Origin of the sequence: Streptomyces sp. JW3, assembly GCF_052216785.1 — a bacterium.
Taxonomy (GTDB): Bacteria; Actinomycetota; Actinomycetes; order Streptomycetales; family Streptomycetaceae; genus Streptomyces.
Window position 1 is genome coordinate 41,539 of record NZ_JBQOUX010000002.1, and the last position, 16,440, is coordinate 57,978.

Sequence of the window (16,440 nt, forward strand, 5' to 3'; positions counted from 1 at the left end):
GCAACGTGAGCTAGTCACCGCACGTGAGCCAGTCACCGCAACGTGAGCTAGTCACCGCACGTGAGCCAGTCACCGCAACGTGAGCTAGTCACCGCACGTGAGCCAGTCACCGCACGCGTGGCCACCGCAGTACCACCGCAGTGATCGCATCGAGAGGTCATCATGAACGCATTCGCAGGAAAAGCCGCACTCGTCACGGGCGCCGGCAGCGGCATCGGCCGCGCCACGGCCATCGAACTGGCCCGGCAGGGCGCCGCCGTCACGGTCACCGACATCGACGAGGCCACGGCCGTCGAGACCACCGAGACGATCAGGAAGGCCGGCGGCCGGGCGCAGGCACTCCGCGTCGACATCGCCGACGAGGACGACGTGCGGACGGCCGTCGAGCGCACGGTCGCGGCCTACGGCGGTCTCGACCTCGCCGTGAACAACGCCGGCCTGGACTCGCACCACCGCAGGCTGGACGAGATGACCCCGGCCGAGTTCGAGCGCGTCGTCCGGGTCAACCTGACCGGCACCTTCCTCTGCATGAAGTACGAGCTGCCCGCGCTGCGCGCCCGCGGCGGCGGCGCGATCGTCAACGTGGCCTCCAACGGCGGCCTGTACGCGATCCCCACCGCCCCCGCCTACGTGGCCGCCAAGCACGGCGTCGTCGGCCTCACCAAGGTCGCCGCCGTGGACTACGCGCCGCAGGGCATCCGGGTCAACGCCGTCTGCCCGGGTCCGACCCGCACCCCCGGCTTCGAACGGGTGGCGGCCGGCACCGACATGATCGCCATGCAGTCGGCGATGACCCCGCTCGGCCGGATGGCCACCTCCGAGGAGGCCGCCGCGGCCGCGGTCTGGCTCGGCTCGGACGCCGCGTCCTACGTCACCGGCGTCGCGCTGTCGGTCGACGGCGGGCGGCGGGCATGAGGATCGTCGCGGTCGAGGAGCACCTGGCCACCGAGGCGTTCCTGCGCGTCGCGCACGGCCTGGAGGTCGGGCCGGACGACGCGACCGAGATGCACGGCATGCGCACGATGGAGCGCGCGCCCGCGTTCCGCGCCCGGCTCGTCGACCTCGACGCCCGGCTGCGGGAGATGGACGCGCTGGGCCAGGACATGGCGGTACTGAGCCTGAATCCGCCCGGGGTGCAGCCGTACCCGGCGACCGACGCGGTGCCGCTGGCCCGGGACTTCAACGACGCGCTGGCCGCGATCGTACGGCGGCACCCGGGCCGCTTCGGCGCACTGGCCGCGGTGGCACCCCAGGACCCGGCCGCCGCGGCCGGCGAGATCGAACGGGCGACGGGACCGCTCGGCCTCAACGGCATCATGATCAACTCGCACACCGGCGGCCGCTACCTGGACGAGCCGGAGTTCGCCCCGCTGCTGGCGGCGGCCGAGGCGAGCCGGGCGCCGGTCTACCTGCACCCACGGGTGCCGAGCATGCTGGCCGCCTACCGGCCCTACGGGCTGCTCGGGGCGGTCTGGGGCTACCAGGCCGAGGCCGGCCTGCACGCCATGCGGCTGATCCTCAGCGGCACGCTGGACCGCCATCCGGGCCTGACCCTCGTCCTCGGCCACCTCGGCGAGGGCATCCCGTACTGGCTGCGCCGCATCGACAACCGGCAGGCGTTCGCCGCCGCGACGGCGGGCGCGGCCACCCCGATGCCACGGCTGTCGCTGACCCCGAGCGAGTACTTCCGGCGCAACTTCGTGCTCACCACGAGCGGCATCGACGACCCGGACGTACTGGGCCTGGCCCTGCGCGCGGTGGGCGAGGACCGCGTGATGTTCGCGATCGACTCCCCGTACGAGGACCCGAAGGCGGCCGTCGACTTCCTGCGGAACACCCCGCTGACCGACGCCCGGCGCACGGCCATCGCCCACCGCACGGCCGACCGGGTGTTCGGCCTCGCCGGGTGAGGTCCGGGCCGGCGAGGTGCCGGCCCCGCGGCCGCCGGGCCGTCACCCCATGCTCTTGGCTCCGTCGAGGGACTCGCGGATGATGTCGGCGTGACCGGCGTGCTGGGCCGTCTCGGCGACGATGTGCAGCAGGACCCGGCGGGCCGACCACCGCGCGTCGGAGTCGAACCACGGCGCCTTGGGCAGCGGCCAGCCGGCGTCCAGGTCGGGCAGGGTGGCCACCAGTTCGTCGGTACGGCGGGCCACGTCCGCGTAGTCGGCCAGCACCCCGGCCAGCGTCTCCTCGGGCAGCAGCCGGAATCCGTCCTGCCGACGCGCCCAGTCGGCCTCGGTCATCGCCGTGAAGTCGGGCATGGCCGAGGGGCCGTGCAGGATGAAGCCGCCCCAGCCCCGTTCGACCTCCGTGACGTGCTTGATCAGACCGCCCAGACACAACTCGCCGGCGGTGGTCCGCTGCCGGGCCTGCTCGTCGGTGAGGTCCCGGGCGGGGAAGCGCAGGAAGTGCCGCTGCTTGGCCAGTGCCTCCAGCAGGTCGGCGCGCTCCCCGCTGACAGCCGGGCGCCCGCCCAGGTCGGGCCCGCGGCCGGTCGACTCGTCGCCACTCATGGTCTTCGCCTCTCGATGGTCCTGCTCGGTCGGTCAGCACCACGCTAGAGACGATCGAGGTCAGATCTTGTCCTACTTCAATCTTGTCCTACTTCCGTCCTACTCCCGTCCTACTTCCGTCCCGTCCCGTCCCACTCCCGTCGCGCGTCCGGTGCTCGCGCCGGGCAACCCGGGGTACCGGCCATTCCGCCTGCGGAGTTCTGCCTGCTGGCCGGCGCACGCATGAGAAGGACGAGGGAAGGGGGGCAGCTCATACGGCGGTCATGAGCACGGACGGACGGGCTGGAAGACACCTATTGCGGCACATCGGGCCTTGTTAGCTTTACCTCGCAATGCATGGACATGACCAATCTATGCAGTTGGGAGACACTGTGAGGTTCGTCCGACGCTCCGCCGCATCACTCGCTGTCGGTGCCCTGATCTTCACCGGGGCCACCGCACTGACCAGCGGTTCCGCTTCCGCCGCGGCCGCCACCCCGGCGGTCGAGGCGGCTCCGGCCGCCTACTACTGCGGCTACCACGGCGCCGTCACCCCGCCCACCATCTCCGTCGGGAGCACCGGCAACGCCGTGCGCGAGGCCCAGTGTCTGCTGATCTTCTGGGGCTTCTCCGTGGGTTCCACCGGCGTCGACGGTCAGTTCGGCAACAACACCAGGGCCGGTGTCGTGGACTTCCAGCGCACCTGCGGCATCTCCGCCGACGGCATCGTCGGCCCGGTCACCTGGAACAGGCTGCGCAACGGCTGCTGACTGTCGCCGGCGCCCCGCCCGGACCGGAATTCCCGGTCCGGGCGGTCCCCCTTTTCCGAAACCCACGGGCCGGTCAGGACCCGCTGTTCGCGGTCACGGCCCGGATCGACCGCCCGGATCGACTGCCCGGATCGACTGCCCGATCGCGTACGCGGACGCGGTGAACGCCTCGATCTGCTCCGCCGTGAGACCGCGTACCGAGATCTCCTCCAGCGTGCGCCACATGTCGGCGATCGGCTCGCGCAGGGCGCGGCCCGCGTCGGTCAGCCGGACCACCATGACGCGCCGGTCGTGGGGCGACGGCTCCCGGGTGAGGAGTCCGGCGTCCTGCATGCGGCGCAGCGACTTGGAGACGGTGGAGTGGTCCAGGCCGACGGCTTCCAGCAGTTCGGACTGGGTCTGCCCGTCGCGGTCGAAGAGCTGCATCAGCAGCAGTTCCTGGCCCGGATGCAGGTTCATGGCGCGCAGCATGGCGGCGGCGTGGCCGCGGTGGGCGCGGGCGAGCTGGAAGACGGCGTAGCTGAGACGTCCGTCGCGGGCCGTGCTCGGGGGCCTGAACACGGGGTCGGTCATCGCTGCTCCTCATCAGGCGGCGTGGGTCGGGTAGTCGGTGTAGCCGGTCGCGCCGCCGCTGTAGAAGGTGGCCGGGTCCGGGGTGTTCAGCGGCGCTCCGGAGCGTATCCGGTCGACCAGGTCGGGGTTGGCCAGGGCGGCCGCGCCGACGGTGACGACGTCGGCCCGGCCGTCGGCGACGTCCTTGGCCCGGACGGCCAGGTCGGCGCCGGCGCGGTTCAGCACCAGCGTGCCCGGCCACAGCGCCCGCAGGGCGTCCAGCAACTGCTCGTCGCCGCTGTGGATCAGGTGCAGGTAGGCGAGGTCCAGCGGGGCGAGGGCGCGTACCAGGGCCGGGTACAGCTCGTGCGGGTCGTCCTCGCGGATGTCGTCGTACGGGTTGCCGGGGGACAGCCGGATGCCGGTGCGGCCGGCGCCGATCTCGTCCGCGACGGCGGTGGCGACCTCGACGGCGAACCGGATGCGGTTGCCGACCGGGCCGCCGTAGCGGTCGGTGCGCGTGTTGGTGTTGCCGGACAGGAACTGGTGGAGGAGGTAGCCGTTGGCGCCGTGGATCTCCACGCCGTCCGCCCCGGCGGCGACCGCGTTCGCGGCGGCGCGCCGGAAGTCCCCGACGGTCGCGGCGATCTCCGCGGCCGACAGCGCCCGGGGCCGGGGCATCTCCCGCGGTCCGGACGCGGTGAACATCACGCCCGCCGGACGCACCGGTGAGGGCGCCACCGGCTGCCGTCCGTGCGGGGTGTTGGCGGGGTGCGCGATCCGTCCCACGTGCATCAGCTGTACGACGACCTGTCCGCCGGCGGCGTGCACCGCGTCGGTGACCTCGCGCCAGCCGGCCACCTGCGCCGGGGAGTGGATCCCGGGCGTCAGGAGGTAACCCTGCCCGTCGGCGGAGGGCTGGGTGCCCTCGGTGACGATCAGGGCGTGGGCGGCGCGCTGGGCGTAGTACTCGGCGTTCAGCTCCGTCGGCACGCCTTCCGCGGTACTGCGGCCGCGTGTCATCGGGGCCGTGGCCAGCCGGTGCGGCAGCCGGAGCTCCCCGGCGCGGGCGGGCCGCCACAGGGCGTCCAGGTCGGTGCTGGGCATGGGGCGTCCTTTTCAAGCAGGGAAGGGGAGGGGGTTCAAGCAGGGAGAGGGCGGGGGCGGGATCAGCCGGCGTCCACGACCAGGACGATCTTGCCGCGGCCGTGCCCGGCGTCACTGGCCTGCTGCGCCTTCGCCGCGTCGGCGAGCGGGAAGGTCGCGCCGACCGTGGTCACCAGCGCACCGGTCGCGGCCTGCTGGGCGAGTTCGGCCAGCCGGGCGGCCGAGCGGCGCTGCGGGCCCTCGGCGAAGACGACGCCGAGTTCGCGGGCGCGGAAGTCGGCGGTGGTGACGATCCGGTCGGTGGTGCCGCGCAGGGCGATGGAGTCCTCCAGCGCGCCCTTGCCCGCGGCGTCGAACACGGCGTCCACGCCGTTCGGGGCGAGCGCGCGGACCCGCTCGACGAGACCCGCCCCGTAGACCAGCGCGGTGGCGCCGAGCGAGGTGACGTACTCCTGGTTGGCCGGGCCCGCGGTACCGATGACGCGGGCGCCCCGGGCGACGGCGAGCTGGACGGCGACGGTGCCGAGCGCGCCGGACGCGCCGTGGATCAGCAGGGTCTCGCCGGCCTTGACGTCGAGCAGGTCCAGGACCCGGTCGGCACCGTCGCTCGCCACCGGCAGCGCGGCGGCGTGCGTCCAGTCCAGACCGGCCGGCTTGGCGGCGAGGACGGTCTCGGTGGCCAGCGCGTACTGGGCGTAGGAACCGGTGTCGGACCAGCCCAGCACCGCGTCGCCGGCCTTCAGCCGCTCGACGCCTTCGCCGACGGCGTCGACGACCCCGGCGATCTCCCCGCCGGGTACCGCGGGCAGGGTGGTGGGGAAGATCGCCTCCATGCCCCCGGAACGGATCTTGCCGTCCACCGGGTTGACGCCGACCGCCCGGACCCGCACCCGGACCTGGCCGGGACCGGGCCGGGGTACCTCGATCTCCGCCTCGTGCAGGACTTCGGTGCCGCCGAACGTGTCGAAAACGATGGCCTTCATGACTGAGGTCTCCTTCGTGAGCCGAGCTGCCCACCCCGTTTAGGTGGCCAGCCACATGAAAGCTAGCACCTATTGTGTGGCTAGCCAAGTATTCCGAGTGGTCCTCGCTGAGTGACCCCGCCGAGTGATCCCCACCGGTCCGGGTACCGGTGCCGTCATGGGTGACGTGGTGCAGGCGGGGCTGTGGGGACTGGTGGCGGGTTCGGCGCTGCTGTTGGGCGCCGGACTCGGCTACGGGCTGCGCGTGCCCCAGAAGGTGATCGCCTCCGTGATGGCCTTCGGGGCCGGGGTGCTGCTGTCGGCGGTCTCCTTCGAACTGGTCGGTGAGGCGTACGACCAGGCCGGACTCGGGCCGGCCGCCATCGGCACCCTCGCCGGCGCCGCCGCCTACACCCTGGGCAACATGTGGCTGGCCCGGCGCGGTGCCCGGCATCGCAAGCGGTCCGGCAGCCGGTCGGGCGAGGTGCAGCCGTCGGAGAGCGAGCAGGGCGGTTCCGGGGCGGCGCTGGCGCTGGGGGCGCTGCTGGACGGGGTCCCGGAGTCCGCGGTCATCGGGGTGAGCCTGCTGGACGGCGGGGCGGTGAGCCTGGTGACGGTCGCGGCCGTGTTCATCAGCAACGTGCCCGAGGGACTGTCGAGTTCGGCGGGGATGAAACGGGCGGGGCGCGGCAAGGCGTACGTCTTCGGCGTGTGGGCGGCGATCGCGGCCGCCAGCACCGTCTCCGCCGTACTGGGCTACACGGTCATCGGCGCGTTCTCCCCGGCCGTCATCGCGGCCGTGACGGCGGTGGCCGCCGGCGCGATCCTCGCGATGATCGCCGACACCATGATCCCCGAGGCGTTCGAGGACGCCCATCTGGCGATCGGGATGATCACGGTGTGCGGCTTCCTGGTGTCCTTCGCCCTGTCCCACAGCTGACCGGCCCGTGGGCCGGCATCACGTGGGCAGAAAGCAGCGGTCAAGAGCAATCCTCCAGGATCTCAGGTCCGGATTCCCGGTGTGACGCATGGCGAGGAATGCCTCGGACCGCTGGTCGTGCCACGCGGGACCGTGGCCGTGGGCCGTCTGGCTCGGACAAGGACGGATCTGGTGGAAGAACCCGTGTTCATCGGCCGCGCCCCGGCGCGACAGCCGGACCTGCAAGCGCTGATGGGATCGGTGGCCTGCGGGGACGGCGATGCCTTCGCGGCGCTGTACGACGCCGTCGCGGCCCCCGTGCTGGGGGTGGTCCGCGCGGTGCTGCGTGACGTGGCGCAGTCCGAGGAGGTCGCCCAGGAGGTGCTGGTGGAGGTCTGGCGCACCGCGCCCCGCTACCGGCCCGAGCGCGGCACCGTCATCAACTGGGTCCTCACCCTCGCCCACCGGCGGGCCATCGACCGGGTCCGCTCGGCGGAGGCGTCCGCGGCCCGGGACCACCGGGCGGCGCTGCTGGACCGGGTGCCCGAGTACGACGAGGTGACCGAGCAGGTCGAGCACCGGCTGGAGCGTGAGCAGGTACGCCGCTGCCTGCGGACCCTGACGGACCTCCAGCGCCAGTCCGTCACGCTCGCCTACTACCGGGGGCTCACGTACCGGGAGGTGGCGGCCCAGCTGTCCGTTCCGCTGGGAACGGTCAAGACCCGTCTGCGCGACGGGCTGATCCGGTTGCGTGACTGCCTGGGAGTGAGCGCATGACCGCCACCGACGCCGATCTGCACACCCTCACCGGTGCCTACGCCCTGCACGCCCTGTCGGACGAGGAACGCGCCCGGTTCGAACGGCACCTGGGCGCCTGCCGGTCCTGCGCGCAGGAGGTGGCCGAGTTCACCGCCACCGCCGCACGGCTCGCGGGGGCGGTCGCCGTGGCCCCCCGTTCCGGCCTGAAGCAGGAGGTCCTGGACCGTGTCGCCACGGTCCGGCAGGTGCCGCCGCCCACCCGCCTGCCCCGGCCGGCCGGGGCGTTCCGGCGCCGGCTGCCCCGGCTGGCGCTGGCCGCCTGCCTGGTCCTGGCCGCGGGGCTCGGCGGGGTCGCCGGGTGGGAGCACGACCGGGCACAGGACGCCGCGACCGAGGCCCGGCAGGTGCGGCAGCGCACGGACGAGCTGATCGCCGTACTCGGCGCACCCGACGCCGTCACCCGGCGCGTCCCGCTGGACGGCGGGGCGCACGCCAGGGTCGTCGTCTCCGCCGCCCGGGACCGGGCGGTCCTGGTGGCGTCCGGCATGGCGGACCCGCCCGGCGGCAAGGTGTACCAGCTCTGGTACGACGTGGGCGGCACCATGCGGTCGGCGGGCCTGCTGGACGCCGACCGCGCCGAACAGGCCGTCGTGCTGGCCGGCTCCGCGAACTCCGCCTCGGCCGTGGGCATCACCGTGGAACCGGCGGGCGGCTCGCCCCGGCCCACCAGCACGCCGCTGGCCCTGGTGGCCCTGCCCGCCTGAGCACGGTCGTCGTCCCGCGCCCCGGCGACCGTTGCCGGGCACCCGTCCGGGCGGGGCCGGTCCGTCGGCCGGCCCCGCCATCGGGGCCGGCCGGCCCCGCCATCGGTGTCAGGCGTCAGGTGCCACCGGCTCCGATCCCGGCTTCGGCCTCGGCGACACCGTCGTACACGCGCAGCACGGTGTCCAGACCGGTCAGTTGCAGCATCCGTACCAGGTAGGGCGGCACCCGGGCCAGCACCAGCGCGGCCCCGACCGCGTCCGCCTGACGCCAGGCCCGGATCAGGACGCTCAGGCCGGCCGAGTCGCAGAACGACACCGCGGACAGGTCCAGCACCACGTCCCGCCGGCCACGGGCGATCTCCTCCCCGATGCGGCCGTGGAAGAACGGCGCGGTCCGGTAGTCCATCGGGCCGCCGACCTGGACAGACAGGCAGGTGCCCGACGACGCGGTCCGGACTGAGGGTTCCTCGGTCATCACACTCTCCCAACCGTCTCGGCGGGCGACGCGACCGGTCGCCACGACGAGCGCATTCGGCTCCTCGGGCCGCTCACCCCGGCACGGATCACAGGGTGAGCGGCCATGTCGACAAGGCGGTGCGGGCGGATATGACGGCGGGCACCGGCTCGCTCGGGGTGTCCGGCGGCGCGCCCGCCGGCATCGGCGGTATCGCTTCGGAGCGCAGGACACCGCAGACGGCCGCGGCGGTGAGCCGGTGCCAGGTGCCGGCGCCGCGCAGCATGGTGTGCCGCCTGTGCGGCACGGCGACGCCGCGGCACGCCACCCCCTCCGCCCGGGCCCGGCGCACGAGGCGCCAGGTCTCTTCGGCGTCGGTGACGGTGTCCGCCGGGTCGTGCAGCAGCACCACCCGGCGGCCGGCGGGCTGGGCGACGGGTTCTCCGGGCGGGCACCACGGGGCCAGGCCGATCACGGCCCGCACCAGCGGATGGCCGGCCACCCGCAGGGCCGCTCTGCCGCCCATGGAGTGCCCGATCAGTACCGTCGGCAGGCCCGGACGCGAGGCGGCCAGCTCGTCCAGGGCCCGGCGCGCGTCGTGGGCCGGGCCGGCCCGGGAGCCGTTCCAGCCGCGGTGGCGGTAGCGCACCCGCGCGACCAGCAGTCCGCCGGGCAGTCCCGGGGACGCCGCCGCGCGGACGGCCCGGACCACGGGTGCCATGCGCAGGGCGGGGAGGTTCAGCCGGGGCGGCGGGGGGCGCGGGCAGGGCGGCCGTACGGGCCGCGCGGCCGCCGGTCCGGGAGGAGGTGGAGGAACTCACTTCATGCCTTCGTACAGCCCGTGGTGGTCCAGGAACCGGAACAGGTAGCGGGCCGGGTAGCGCATCGCCGTCCCCGGCGGACAGGACCACACCGCCGACACCAGCGGGACGACGAAGTGCGAGACGAAGTACTGCCCGCCGGGCCGGTCGTCGGCCTCGTACAGCACGACCTCGGAGGACCGCCGCAGCACATGGGCGGCGGTGAGGCCGGCCACCCCGGCGCCGATGACGGCCACTCGTCCGCGTACCACTGTGCAGTTTCCCTTCGGCCGGGTGCTGTCCGTAGTGCCGGTCGAGGCCGGCACGGGTAGTCCGAAGCGGGACGCGCACCGGATTGGTCCGGTCACCCGATGACCTGGCCGCGCGGGCTCCTACGGAGCCGACCAAGCCGCGGATTGGTCCGGAAAAAACTCGATTCACCACCGTTCCGGGCCAATCCGGCCGCCGGCGGGGGCCGGATTACCCCCGTGAGCGACGAAGAGCGGGAGACACGGAAGCCGGCCCGGGCGGTACGGCTCGCCCTGGGCGGGCTGAGCGGTCTGCTGGCCGGATGCGCGGCGCTCGCCGTCGCGGAACTGGTCGCGGCGGCGGTGCGCCCCGAGGCCGGACCGGTCGTCGCGGTCGGCGGCGCGGCCATCGACCGCACGCCGGTCGCGGTGAAGGACTGGGCGATCCGGTCCTTCGGCACCCACGACAAGCTGGTCCTCCAGCTCGGCATCCTCGCCGTGCTGGCGCTGTTCGCCCTGGCTCTCGGCATGCTCGCCACCCGGCACCGGCGGCCGGGCGCGGCCGGTGTGCTGGTCTTCGGCGCGGCCGGCGCGGTGGCGGCCACCGGGCGCCCGGACTCCACGAGTCTCGCCGACGCCGTGCCCTCGGTGGCCGGGGCGGTCGCCGGGGCCGCACTCCTGTACTTCCTGGCCGGCCGCCTGCCGGCTCCGCACCGTGCGTCCGGGACGCCGGGACGGGACTGGGACCGGCGCGCATTCGTCATCGCGGCGACCGCCGCCGCGGCCGCCTCGGCGGGAGCCGGCGCGCTCGGCCGGGCCCTGAACGGTTCGAGCGGCCGGGACGCGGTCGCCTCCCGCGACGCTCTGGACCTGCCGGCCCCGGACTCACCCGCCCCCGCCGTACCCAAGGGGGCACAGCTGCGCGTCGCGGGGGTCAGCTCCTTCCGCACACCGAACAAGGACTTCTACCGGGTGGACACCGCGCTGGTGGTCCCCAAGGTGGACGCCACGGCCTGGCGGCTGCGGGTCCACGGCACCGGCGTACGCCGCCCGGTGACGCTGTCCTTCGCCGACCTGCTGCGCCGGAAGCCGGTCGAGCGGGACATCACCCTCACCTGCGTCTCCAACGAGGTCGGCGGCCCCTACGTCGGCACCGCCCGCTGGATCGGCGTACGCCTGGCCGACCTGCTGGCCGACTGCGGTGTCGTACCGCCGTCCCGGGGCGGACCCGCCGACCAGCTCGTCGCCCGCTCCGTGGACGGCATGACCATCGGCAGCCCGGTCGAGGACGTCATGGACGGCCGCGACGCCCTGCTCGCCGTCGGCATGAACGGCGAACCGCTCCCCTTCGCCCACGGCTTCCCGGTCCGCATGGTCGTCCCCGGCCTGTACGGATACGTCTCCGCCTGCAAATGGATCCAGGACCTCGAACTGACCACCTTCGACAGCTACGACGCCTACTGGGTCAAGCGCGACTGGGCCCGCGAGGCCCCGGTCAAGACCCAGTCCCGGATCGACACCCCGAAGCCCTTCGCCCGCCCGAAGACGGGGACGGTCATGGTGGCCGGGGTCGCCTGGGCCCAGCACCGCGGCATCGACAAGGTCGAGATCCGCGTCGACGACGGCCCCTGGCAGGACGCCACCCTCGCCGCCGAGGACAGCCGCGACACCTGGCGCCAGTGGTCCTACGCGTGGCGGGCCGGCCAGGGCGGCCACACCCTCACCGTGCGCGCCACCGACCGCACCGGCCGGACCCAGACCGAGAAACGCACCCGGACCGTCCCCGACGGCGCCAGCGGCTGGCACTCGGTCGTGGTGACCGTCGAGTGACCCCTACTTCCTGACCCCTTACCCCCTGTTCAGGCGGCAACTGCCGCCCTCACTCCAGGAGAAACATCATGATGCAGACCCGTATGCCTGGTATGCGCCGTATCGCCCTGACCGCCGCCGCGGCGGCCGTGCTGCCGCTCGCGCTCAGCGCGTGTTCCGACGACGGCGGCGACTCGGCCTCGTCGGATTCCAGCAGCAAGGCGTCCGCCGCCGCCACGGCGTCGGACGACTCCATGGCCGGCTCCGGCAGCACCGACTCGGCCATGAGCGAGCCGTTCGGCCCCGCCTGCTCCTCCGTGCCGAAGGACGGCGCGGGCTCCTTCGACGGCATGGCCCAGGACCCGGTGGCCACCGCCGCGTCCAACAACCCGGCGCTGTCCACCCTGGTCACCGCCGTCAAGAAGGCCGGCCTGGTCGACACCCTCAACAACGCCGAGAACATCACCGTGTTCGCGCCGACCAACGACGCCTTCGCCAAGATCCCGAAGGCCGACCTGGACAAGGTCCTCAACGACAAGGCCCAGCTCACCAAGATCCTGACCTACCACGTCGTGGGGCAGAAGCTGGCCCCCGAGGACCTGGCGGACGGCTCCTTCGACACCCTGGAGAAGTCGAAGGTCATGACCTCCGGCTCCGACGAGGACTACACCGTCAACGACTCCGCCAAGGTGGTCTGCGGCAACGTCAAGACCGCCAACGCCAACGTCTACATCATCGACAGCGTCCTGATGCCGTCCTGATGCCGTCCTGACGCCGTCCTGATGCCGGAAAACTGACGGCCCGGCCGGACCGGTGGAGCACCCCGCCGGCCGGGCCGGATCAGCGCAGCCCGGCGAAGAGATCGTTCTCGGGCAGCGCCGCACCGGTGGCGTCCTGGACCCGTACGAAGGTCTCCACGCCCATCAGCTCGCCGAAGCTCTCCTTGCCCATCCCGAGGAAGAAGATGTTCTCGCCCTGACTGGCGTGCGCGGCCAGCGCGTCGAACTTCTGGCCGCTGAACCCGGTGGTGTCCACCCACGTGGTGATCTCGTCGTCGGGGAGGCCGATCTCGGCCGTCGCGGCGGCCTCGGCCGGGTCCGGCTCCGGCAGGTCCGGGTGCAACTCGCGGATGATCTCGCCGAAGCGCCGCATCGTCGAGCGGGGCATCGTGGTCCAGTACACCTTCGGTGTCAGCGCGGGCCCGGTCATCTCCAGCGCCGCCATCGTGATGCGGTGGGCCTGGATGTGGTCGGGGTGGCCGTAGAAGCCGTTCTCGTCGTAGGTGACGACGACGTCAGGCCGGTAGTGCCGCATGAGTTCCGCGAGCCGGGCCGCGCCTTCCCGCACAGGGGTCTGCCAGAAGGACCCGGGGGCGTCGTTGCTCGGCCAGCCCACCATCCCGGAGTCGGCATAGCCCAGCATCTCCAGATCACTGATCTTCAGGACGCCGCAGCTCTCCTCCAGCTCCTGACGGCGCATCGAGGCGACCGCCGCCGGATCGTGTCCGGGCTCGCCCGGTTTGACACCCCCCGGTCCGTCACCGCAACCGCCGTCGGTACACGTCACGAGCACCGTGCGGATGCCTTCCGCCGCGTACCGCGCGAGGACCCCTCCGGTACCGGTGGCCTCGTCGTCGGGGTGGGCGTGCACAGCCATGAGCGTCAAGGGCCGGTCAGTCATGAAACAGTCCTCCTGCGGAGAGCCCAGTTCTCGGTGATGGGGGGCGCCCCCCGGTCGGTGCAACCGCGCCGGACGCGCCGGCTGTTCCCGGCCCGGCCAGGGAATCGAGCCATGACCGACGAAGAGCAGGGACGACGGGGAGACGATCGCCGACAGCACCGACCAGCCGGCCGTCGGCCAGGACCTCACCCCGGCCCCCGGACGATGAGCCGGTACGCCACGACACCCGCCCCCGGCCTGCCCAGCAGGTCGCGGAGGCGCTCGCGTGGGCGTCCGGCTGCCTTCACTCCGCGATCGTCTTTCACCCCGCGCCGGCGCTTCGGCGTTCTCTCAGCCGAAACCGGGAGACAACGTCCCCTCAGATGGTGGGGGTGTCGTCAACAACCGGCCGGTGAATCTCGATGACCGGCTTCCACCCCGCGGAGAACTCGATGAAGTCCGCCCGAGTGGGATAGGTGTCGATCGCGCGACGATCACGCTTGGGGCTGTCGCTCGCCTTGCGGCCCCGGGGGATCTGCTCCTCGAAGATGTCGACCTTCACGTCGGGAACCTCCTTGAGGCCCTGGCGCCAGATCTGCACGACGTCGGCGCCGAACGCCTGCCGGGCCGCGGCGTAAAGGGCCGTGAGGGCCCCCTTGTCCCCACCGGGGACGAACAGCGCCAGGTCCAGTACGACACCGGAGGACTGGAGGACCTCGATGGTCACCGAGTCCTTCTCGGCGGCCACGTATATCCCGGCTCCATTTTCGTCGTCGGGAAGGCAGGTGACCTCTTCCTGGAATACGGTTCGCGCTGTGACCGAGCCGCCCTCGAAATCGTCGCCGGGCTTGGTCAGAAAAGCGGGGACATAGCAGTCGGGAAGCTTGAGTTCTGCCGTGTCGGCGGAGACGAATACCCTGTCCTTGACACCGAGCTTCGTCACCTCTTCCAGTGAGAGGCGGCGAGCGGTGATCTTCTCCGTGTTCACGATTTCCCTTTCAGGTTGCACTGTCCCTCCGAACAATTACGCTACCACGAAAGCCCGAAGTCAACTGCCCAGTAATCACCCAGGTGTTGGGGATCAGCCGGCGGTTGCATTACGGCAGGTATCGCCCATATGGCCTTCGCGGAAAGAGGCCCGACGCCAGACAGCAAAAAGGCCCGGGTCGACGACCTGGGCCTTCTTCATGGAGCGGGTGACGAGAATCGAACTCGCGCTCTCAGCTTGGGAAGCTGATGTTCTACCATTAAACTACACCCGCGTAAGCGTCACGGAGCCGGTGGGGACCGGCGTCCGGATGCTCGGTCACTCTACCTCATGCCAGGCTCCCGGTGTTCGGGCCGTGCGTTTTCGGGGGGTCTTCGTGGGGTGGGACGGGGCTGCGGAGGGCTGGAGTCGGGGCGTACGGTGGGGGTGTTGGAGAGGGGTCGGGCGGGGCGGAGTGCCGCCTGGAGAGTCGTTCCTTTCATCCCGTACTGTGGCTTTTGTCGTCGATGTCGTCAGGTAGACATGATCAGACGCGGCTCTTGGGGAAGGGACTTGAAGGACTTGATGGAGCGCACCGTCGTCCGCTGTGCCGATGGGCACGTGTTCAGCACCTCTTCGTTCCCGATGCAGCAGGCCGAGCGGCTCGGTCCCGGGCGGCTCGTCCGGTGTCCGAGGTGTGCGCGGCTGCGCAGCGTCGTGCCGGTGAGCTACGAGAAGCGGTAACGGAAGAAGCCGCAGCACACGGCGCGTGGGGTGGCCGATTGCGGTCGCTTCGCGCGCCTTGCGTATCCTCGGGGCGTGCTTCTCTCAGACAAGGACATCCGGGCCGAGATCGACGCCGGGCGGGTACGGATCGACCCCTACGACGATTCGATGGTGCAGCCGTCCAGTGTTGACGTACGTCTCGACCGGTTCTTCCGGGTGTTCGAGAATCACCGCTATCCCCACATCGACCCGTCGGTCGAGCAGGTGGATCTGACCAGGCTGGTCGAGCCGGACGGGGACGAACCGTTCATCCTGCATCCCGGTGAGTTCGTGCTGGCCAGTACGTACGAGGTCATCTCGCTGCCCGACGACCTCGCCTCGCGGCTGGAGGGGAAGTCCTCGCTCGGGCGGCTCGGGCTGGTCACGCACTCCACCGCCGGGTTCATCGACCCGGGGTTCTCCGGGCACGTGACGCTGGAGCTGAGCAATCTCGCCACGCTGCCGATCAAGCTGTGGCCCGGCATGAAGATCGGGCAGCTGTGCATGTTCCGGCTCAGTTCGCCGGCCGAGTACCCGTACGGCAGTGAGCGGTACGGGTCGCGTTATCAAGGGCAGCGGGGGCCGACCGCCTCCCGCTCCTTCCTCAATTTTCATCGGACCCAGGTGTGAGCGCGGACAAAGGTAGCGGACAAAGATATGAGTGACGTTCGGGAGAATCTCAGCTACGAGCAGTTCGGTGTCGCCGTGCGGGAGCTCGCGCAGGCGGTGGCGGACGACGGGTTCGAGCCGGACGTCGTACTGTCCATCGCCCGGGGCGGGGTGTTCGTGGCGGGCGGACTGGCGTACGCGCTCGACTGCAAGAACATCCATCTGGTGAATGTGGAGTTCTACACGGGGGTGGGGACGACCTTGGAGATGCCGGTCATGCTGGCGCCGGTCCCCAACGCCATCGACTTCTCCGACAAGAAGGTCCTCATCGCCGACGACGTCGCTGACACCGGCAAGACGTTGAAGCTGGTGCGGGACTTCTGCCTGGACACCGTCGCCGAGGTGCGCAGTGCGGTGATCTACGAGAAGACCCAGTCGCTGGTGAAGTGCGAGTACGTGTGGAAGCGGACCGACGAGTGGATTAATTTTCCCTGGTCCGTTTTGCCTCCATGCCGTAAGTCCGGCACGCCGATCACGCCTTCGAAAGATGCTCTGTGAGCCACTTCGGACACTGACCCGTACTGGCCGCACTCGCAATGGTCGGCAGGAGTGTCGGAGCGGGCAAGCACCTCGGGGACCTTCGCGGGTCCGCCCGTCTTGGGTTGCCCAGTCGCCGACGTATCCAGTGCCCCAGCTGGCTTCTGTCACATCCCGGTGCGAGGTTCCCCCGAGCAATGGGGGAACCTCGAGTGAGCAGCGTCAAACAGAGGACGGCCCCAGACTCATGATGTCTGGGGCCGT

Annotated in this window: 19 protein-coding genes, 1 tRNA gene and 1 pseudogene; 11 read left to right on the top strand and 10 right to left on the bottom strand. The window is 71.7% G+C overall.

Features of this window, described 5'->3' with window-relative positions:
- Positions 1-162 precede the first annotated feature (162 nt).
- Positions 163-915 carry an SDR family NAD(P)-dependent oxidoreductase gene (locus tag ACTT8P_RS01520; RefSeq protein WP_442829643.1) on the top strand — a complete coding sequence of 251 codons (753 nt, stop codon included), beginning with the start codon at positions 163-165 and terminating at the stop codon, positions 913-915.
- Positions 912-1,910: an amidohydrolase family protein gene (locus ACTT8P_RS01525; protein WP_442829644.1), complete on the top strand. Its 999-nt coding sequence runs from the start codon at positions 912-914 to the stop codon at positions 1,908-1,910. Before ACTT8P_RS01520 ends, ACTT8P_RS01525 begins: the two co-directional genes overlap by 4 nt.
- Before the next feature lie 42 nt (positions 1,911-1,952).
- On the opposite strand, the gene ACTT8P_RS01530 is transcribed toward ACTT8P_RS01525, so the two are convergent.
- A complete protein-coding gene (locus ACTT8P_RS01530; RefSeq protein ID WP_442829645.1) occupies positions 1,953-2,516 on the bottom strand; it encodes a DinB family protein in 564 nt (187 codons plus the stop codon).
- 371 nt (positions 2,517-2,887) lie between these two features.
- On the opposite strand from ACTT8P_RS01530, the gene ACTT8P_RS01535 reads away from it, so the two are divergent.
- On the top strand, positions 2,888-3,265 hold the full coding sequence (locus ACTT8P_RS01535) for a peptidoglycan-binding domain-containing protein (protein WP_442829646.1): 378 nt from the start codon (positions 2,888-2,890) through the stop codon (positions 3,263-3,265).
- A 93-nt stretch (positions 3,266-3,358) separates the two neighbouring features.
- On the opposite strand, the gene ACTT8P_RS01540 is transcribed toward ACTT8P_RS01535, so the two are convergent.
- The 3 genes from ACTT8P_RS01540 to ACTT8P_RS01550 all read right to left on the bottom strand — a co-directional run bounded on the left by ACTT8P_RS01540 (position 3,359) and on the right by ACTT8P_RS01550 (position 5,907).
- Positions 3,359-3,838 carry a MarR family winged helix-turn-helix transcriptional regulator gene (locus ACTT8P_RS01540; protein WP_442829647.1) on the bottom strand — a complete coding sequence of 160 codons (480 nt, stop codon included), beginning with the start codon at positions 3,836-3,838 and terminating at the stop codon, positions 3,359-3,361.
- 12 nt (positions 3,839-3,850) lie between these two features.
- Positions 3,851-4,924: an alkene reductase gene (locus tag ACTT8P_RS01545; RefSeq protein WP_442829648.1), complete on the bottom strand. Its 1,074-nt coding sequence runs from the start codon at positions 4,922-4,924 to the stop codon at positions 3,851-3,853.
- 62 nt (positions 4,925-4,986) lie between these two features.
- On the bottom strand, positions 4,987-5,907 hold the full coding sequence (locus ACTT8P_RS01550) for an NADP-dependent oxidoreductase (protein ID WP_442829649.1): 921 nt from the start codon (positions 5,905-5,907) through the stop codon (positions 4,987-4,989).
- 157 nt (positions 5,908-6,064) lie between these two features.
- On the opposite strand from ACTT8P_RS01550, the gene ACTT8P_RS01555 reads away from it, so the two are divergent.
- The 3 genes from ACTT8P_RS01555 (at position 6,065) to ACTT8P_RS01565 (ending at position 8,328) form a co-directional block, all read left to right on the top strand.
- Complete coding sequence (locus ACTT8P_RS01555) at positions 6,065-6,826, top strand: ZIP family metal transporter (RefSeq protein WP_442829650.1); 762 nt, start codon at positions 6,065-6,067, stop codon at positions 6,824-6,826.
- 171 nt (positions 6,827-6,997) lie between these two features.
- Positions 6,998-7,582: a sigma-70 family RNA polymerase sigma factor gene (locus ACTT8P_RS01560; RefSeq protein WP_442829651.1), complete on the top strand. Its 585-nt coding sequence runs from the start codon at positions 6,998-7,000 to the stop codon at positions 7,580-7,582.
- Positions 7,579-8,328 (top strand): anti-sigma factor, encoded by a 750-nt coding sequence (locus tag ACTT8P_RS01565; protein ID WP_442829652.1) that lies wholly within the window; start codon positions 7,579-7,581, stop codon positions 8,326-8,328. The genes ACTT8P_RS01560 and ACTT8P_RS01565 overlap by 4 nt, the downstream gene beginning before the upstream one ends.
- Before the next feature lie 115 nt (positions 8,329-8,443).
- Here ACTT8P_RS01565 and ACTT8P_RS01570 read toward each other — a convergent pair whose 3' ends face one another.
- From ACTT8P_RS01570 to ACTT8P_RS01580, 3 genes and pseudogenes are all read right to left on the bottom strand, one after another.
- Positions 8,444-8,803 carry an STAS domain-containing protein gene (locus ACTT8P_RS01570; protein ID WP_442829653.1) on the bottom strand — a complete coding sequence of 120 codons (360 nt, stop codon included), beginning with the start codon at positions 8,801-8,803 and terminating at the stop codon, positions 8,444-8,446.
- A gap of 88 nt (positions 8,804-8,891) precedes the next feature.
- Complete coding sequence (locus ACTT8P_RS01575) at positions 8,892-9,503, bottom strand: alpha/beta hydrolase (RefSeq protein ID WP_442829654.1); 612 nt, start codon at positions 9,501-9,503, stop codon at positions 8,892-8,894.
- A 114-nt stretch (positions 9,504-9,617) separates the two neighbouring features.
- Positions 9,618-9,854: pseudogene (locus ACTT8P_RS01580) on the bottom strand (FAD-dependent oxidoreductase); the annotation flags it as partial.
- A gap of 216 nt (positions 9,855-10,070) precedes the next feature.
- Here ACTT8P_RS01580 and ACTT8P_RS01585 point away from each other — a divergent pair.
- Both ACTT8P_RS01585 and ACTT8P_RS01590 read left to right on the top strand, forming a co-directional pair.
- Positions 10,071-11,660, top strand: coding sequence for a molybdopterin-dependent oxidoreductase (locus ACTT8P_RS01585; RefSeq protein ID WP_442829655.1), 1,590 nt, complete (start codon positions 10,071-10,073; stop codon positions 11,658-11,660).
- Between the two features lie 68 nt (positions 11,661-11,728).
- Positions 11,729-12,400, top strand: coding sequence for a fasciclin domain-containing protein (locus tag ACTT8P_RS01590; RefSeq protein WP_442829656.1), 672 nt, complete (start codon positions 11,729-11,731; stop codon positions 12,398-12,400).
- A 79-nt stretch (positions 12,401-12,479) separates the two neighbouring features.
- Here ACTT8P_RS01590 and ACTT8P_RS01595 read toward each other — a convergent pair whose 3' ends face one another.
- The 3 genes from ACTT8P_RS01595 to ACTT8P_RS01605 form a co-directional block, all read right to left on the bottom strand.
- Entirely contained in the window at positions 12,480-13,319 is an 840-nt protein-coding gene (locus tag ACTT8P_RS01595; RefSeq protein ID WP_442829657.1) for a PIG-L family deacetylase, read from the bottom strand.
- Positions 13,320-13,677: 358 nt separating this feature from the next.
- Positions 13,678-14,286: a hypothetical protein gene (locus ACTT8P_RS01600; protein ID WP_442829658.1), complete on the bottom strand. Its 609-nt coding sequence runs from the start codon at positions 14,284-14,286 to the stop codon at positions 13,678-13,680.
- A 200-nt stretch (positions 14,287-14,486) separates the two neighbouring features.
- Positions 14,487-14,560, bottom strand: a tRNA-Gly gene (locus ACTT8P_RS01605).
- A 248-nt stretch (positions 14,561-14,808) separates the two neighbouring features.
- On the opposite strand from ACTT8P_RS01605, the gene ACTT8P_RS01610 reads away from it, so the two are divergent.
- From ACTT8P_RS01610 to ACTT8P_RS01620, 3 genes are all read left to right on the top strand, one after another.
- Positions 14,809-15,009: a hypothetical protein gene (locus ACTT8P_RS01610; RefSeq protein ID WP_442829659.1), complete on the top strand. Its 201-nt coding sequence runs from the start codon at positions 14,809-14,811 to the stop codon at positions 15,007-15,009.
- Between the two features lie 75 nt (positions 15,010-15,084).
- Positions 15,085-15,660 (top strand): dCTP deaminase, encoded by a 576-nt coding sequence (gene dcd, locus ACTT8P_RS01615; RefSeq protein WP_361158297.1) that lies wholly within the window; start codon positions 15,085-15,087, stop codon positions 15,658-15,660.
- Between the two features lie 27 nt (positions 15,661-15,687).
- The gene (locus ACTT8P_RS01620; protein ID WP_442829660.1) at positions 15,688-16,197 is read left to right on the top strand and encodes a phosphoribosyltransferase; all 510 of its coding nucleotides are present in this window, start codon (positions 15,688-15,690) and stop codon (positions 16,195-16,197) included.
- Positions 16,198-16,440 lie beyond the last annotated feature (243 nt).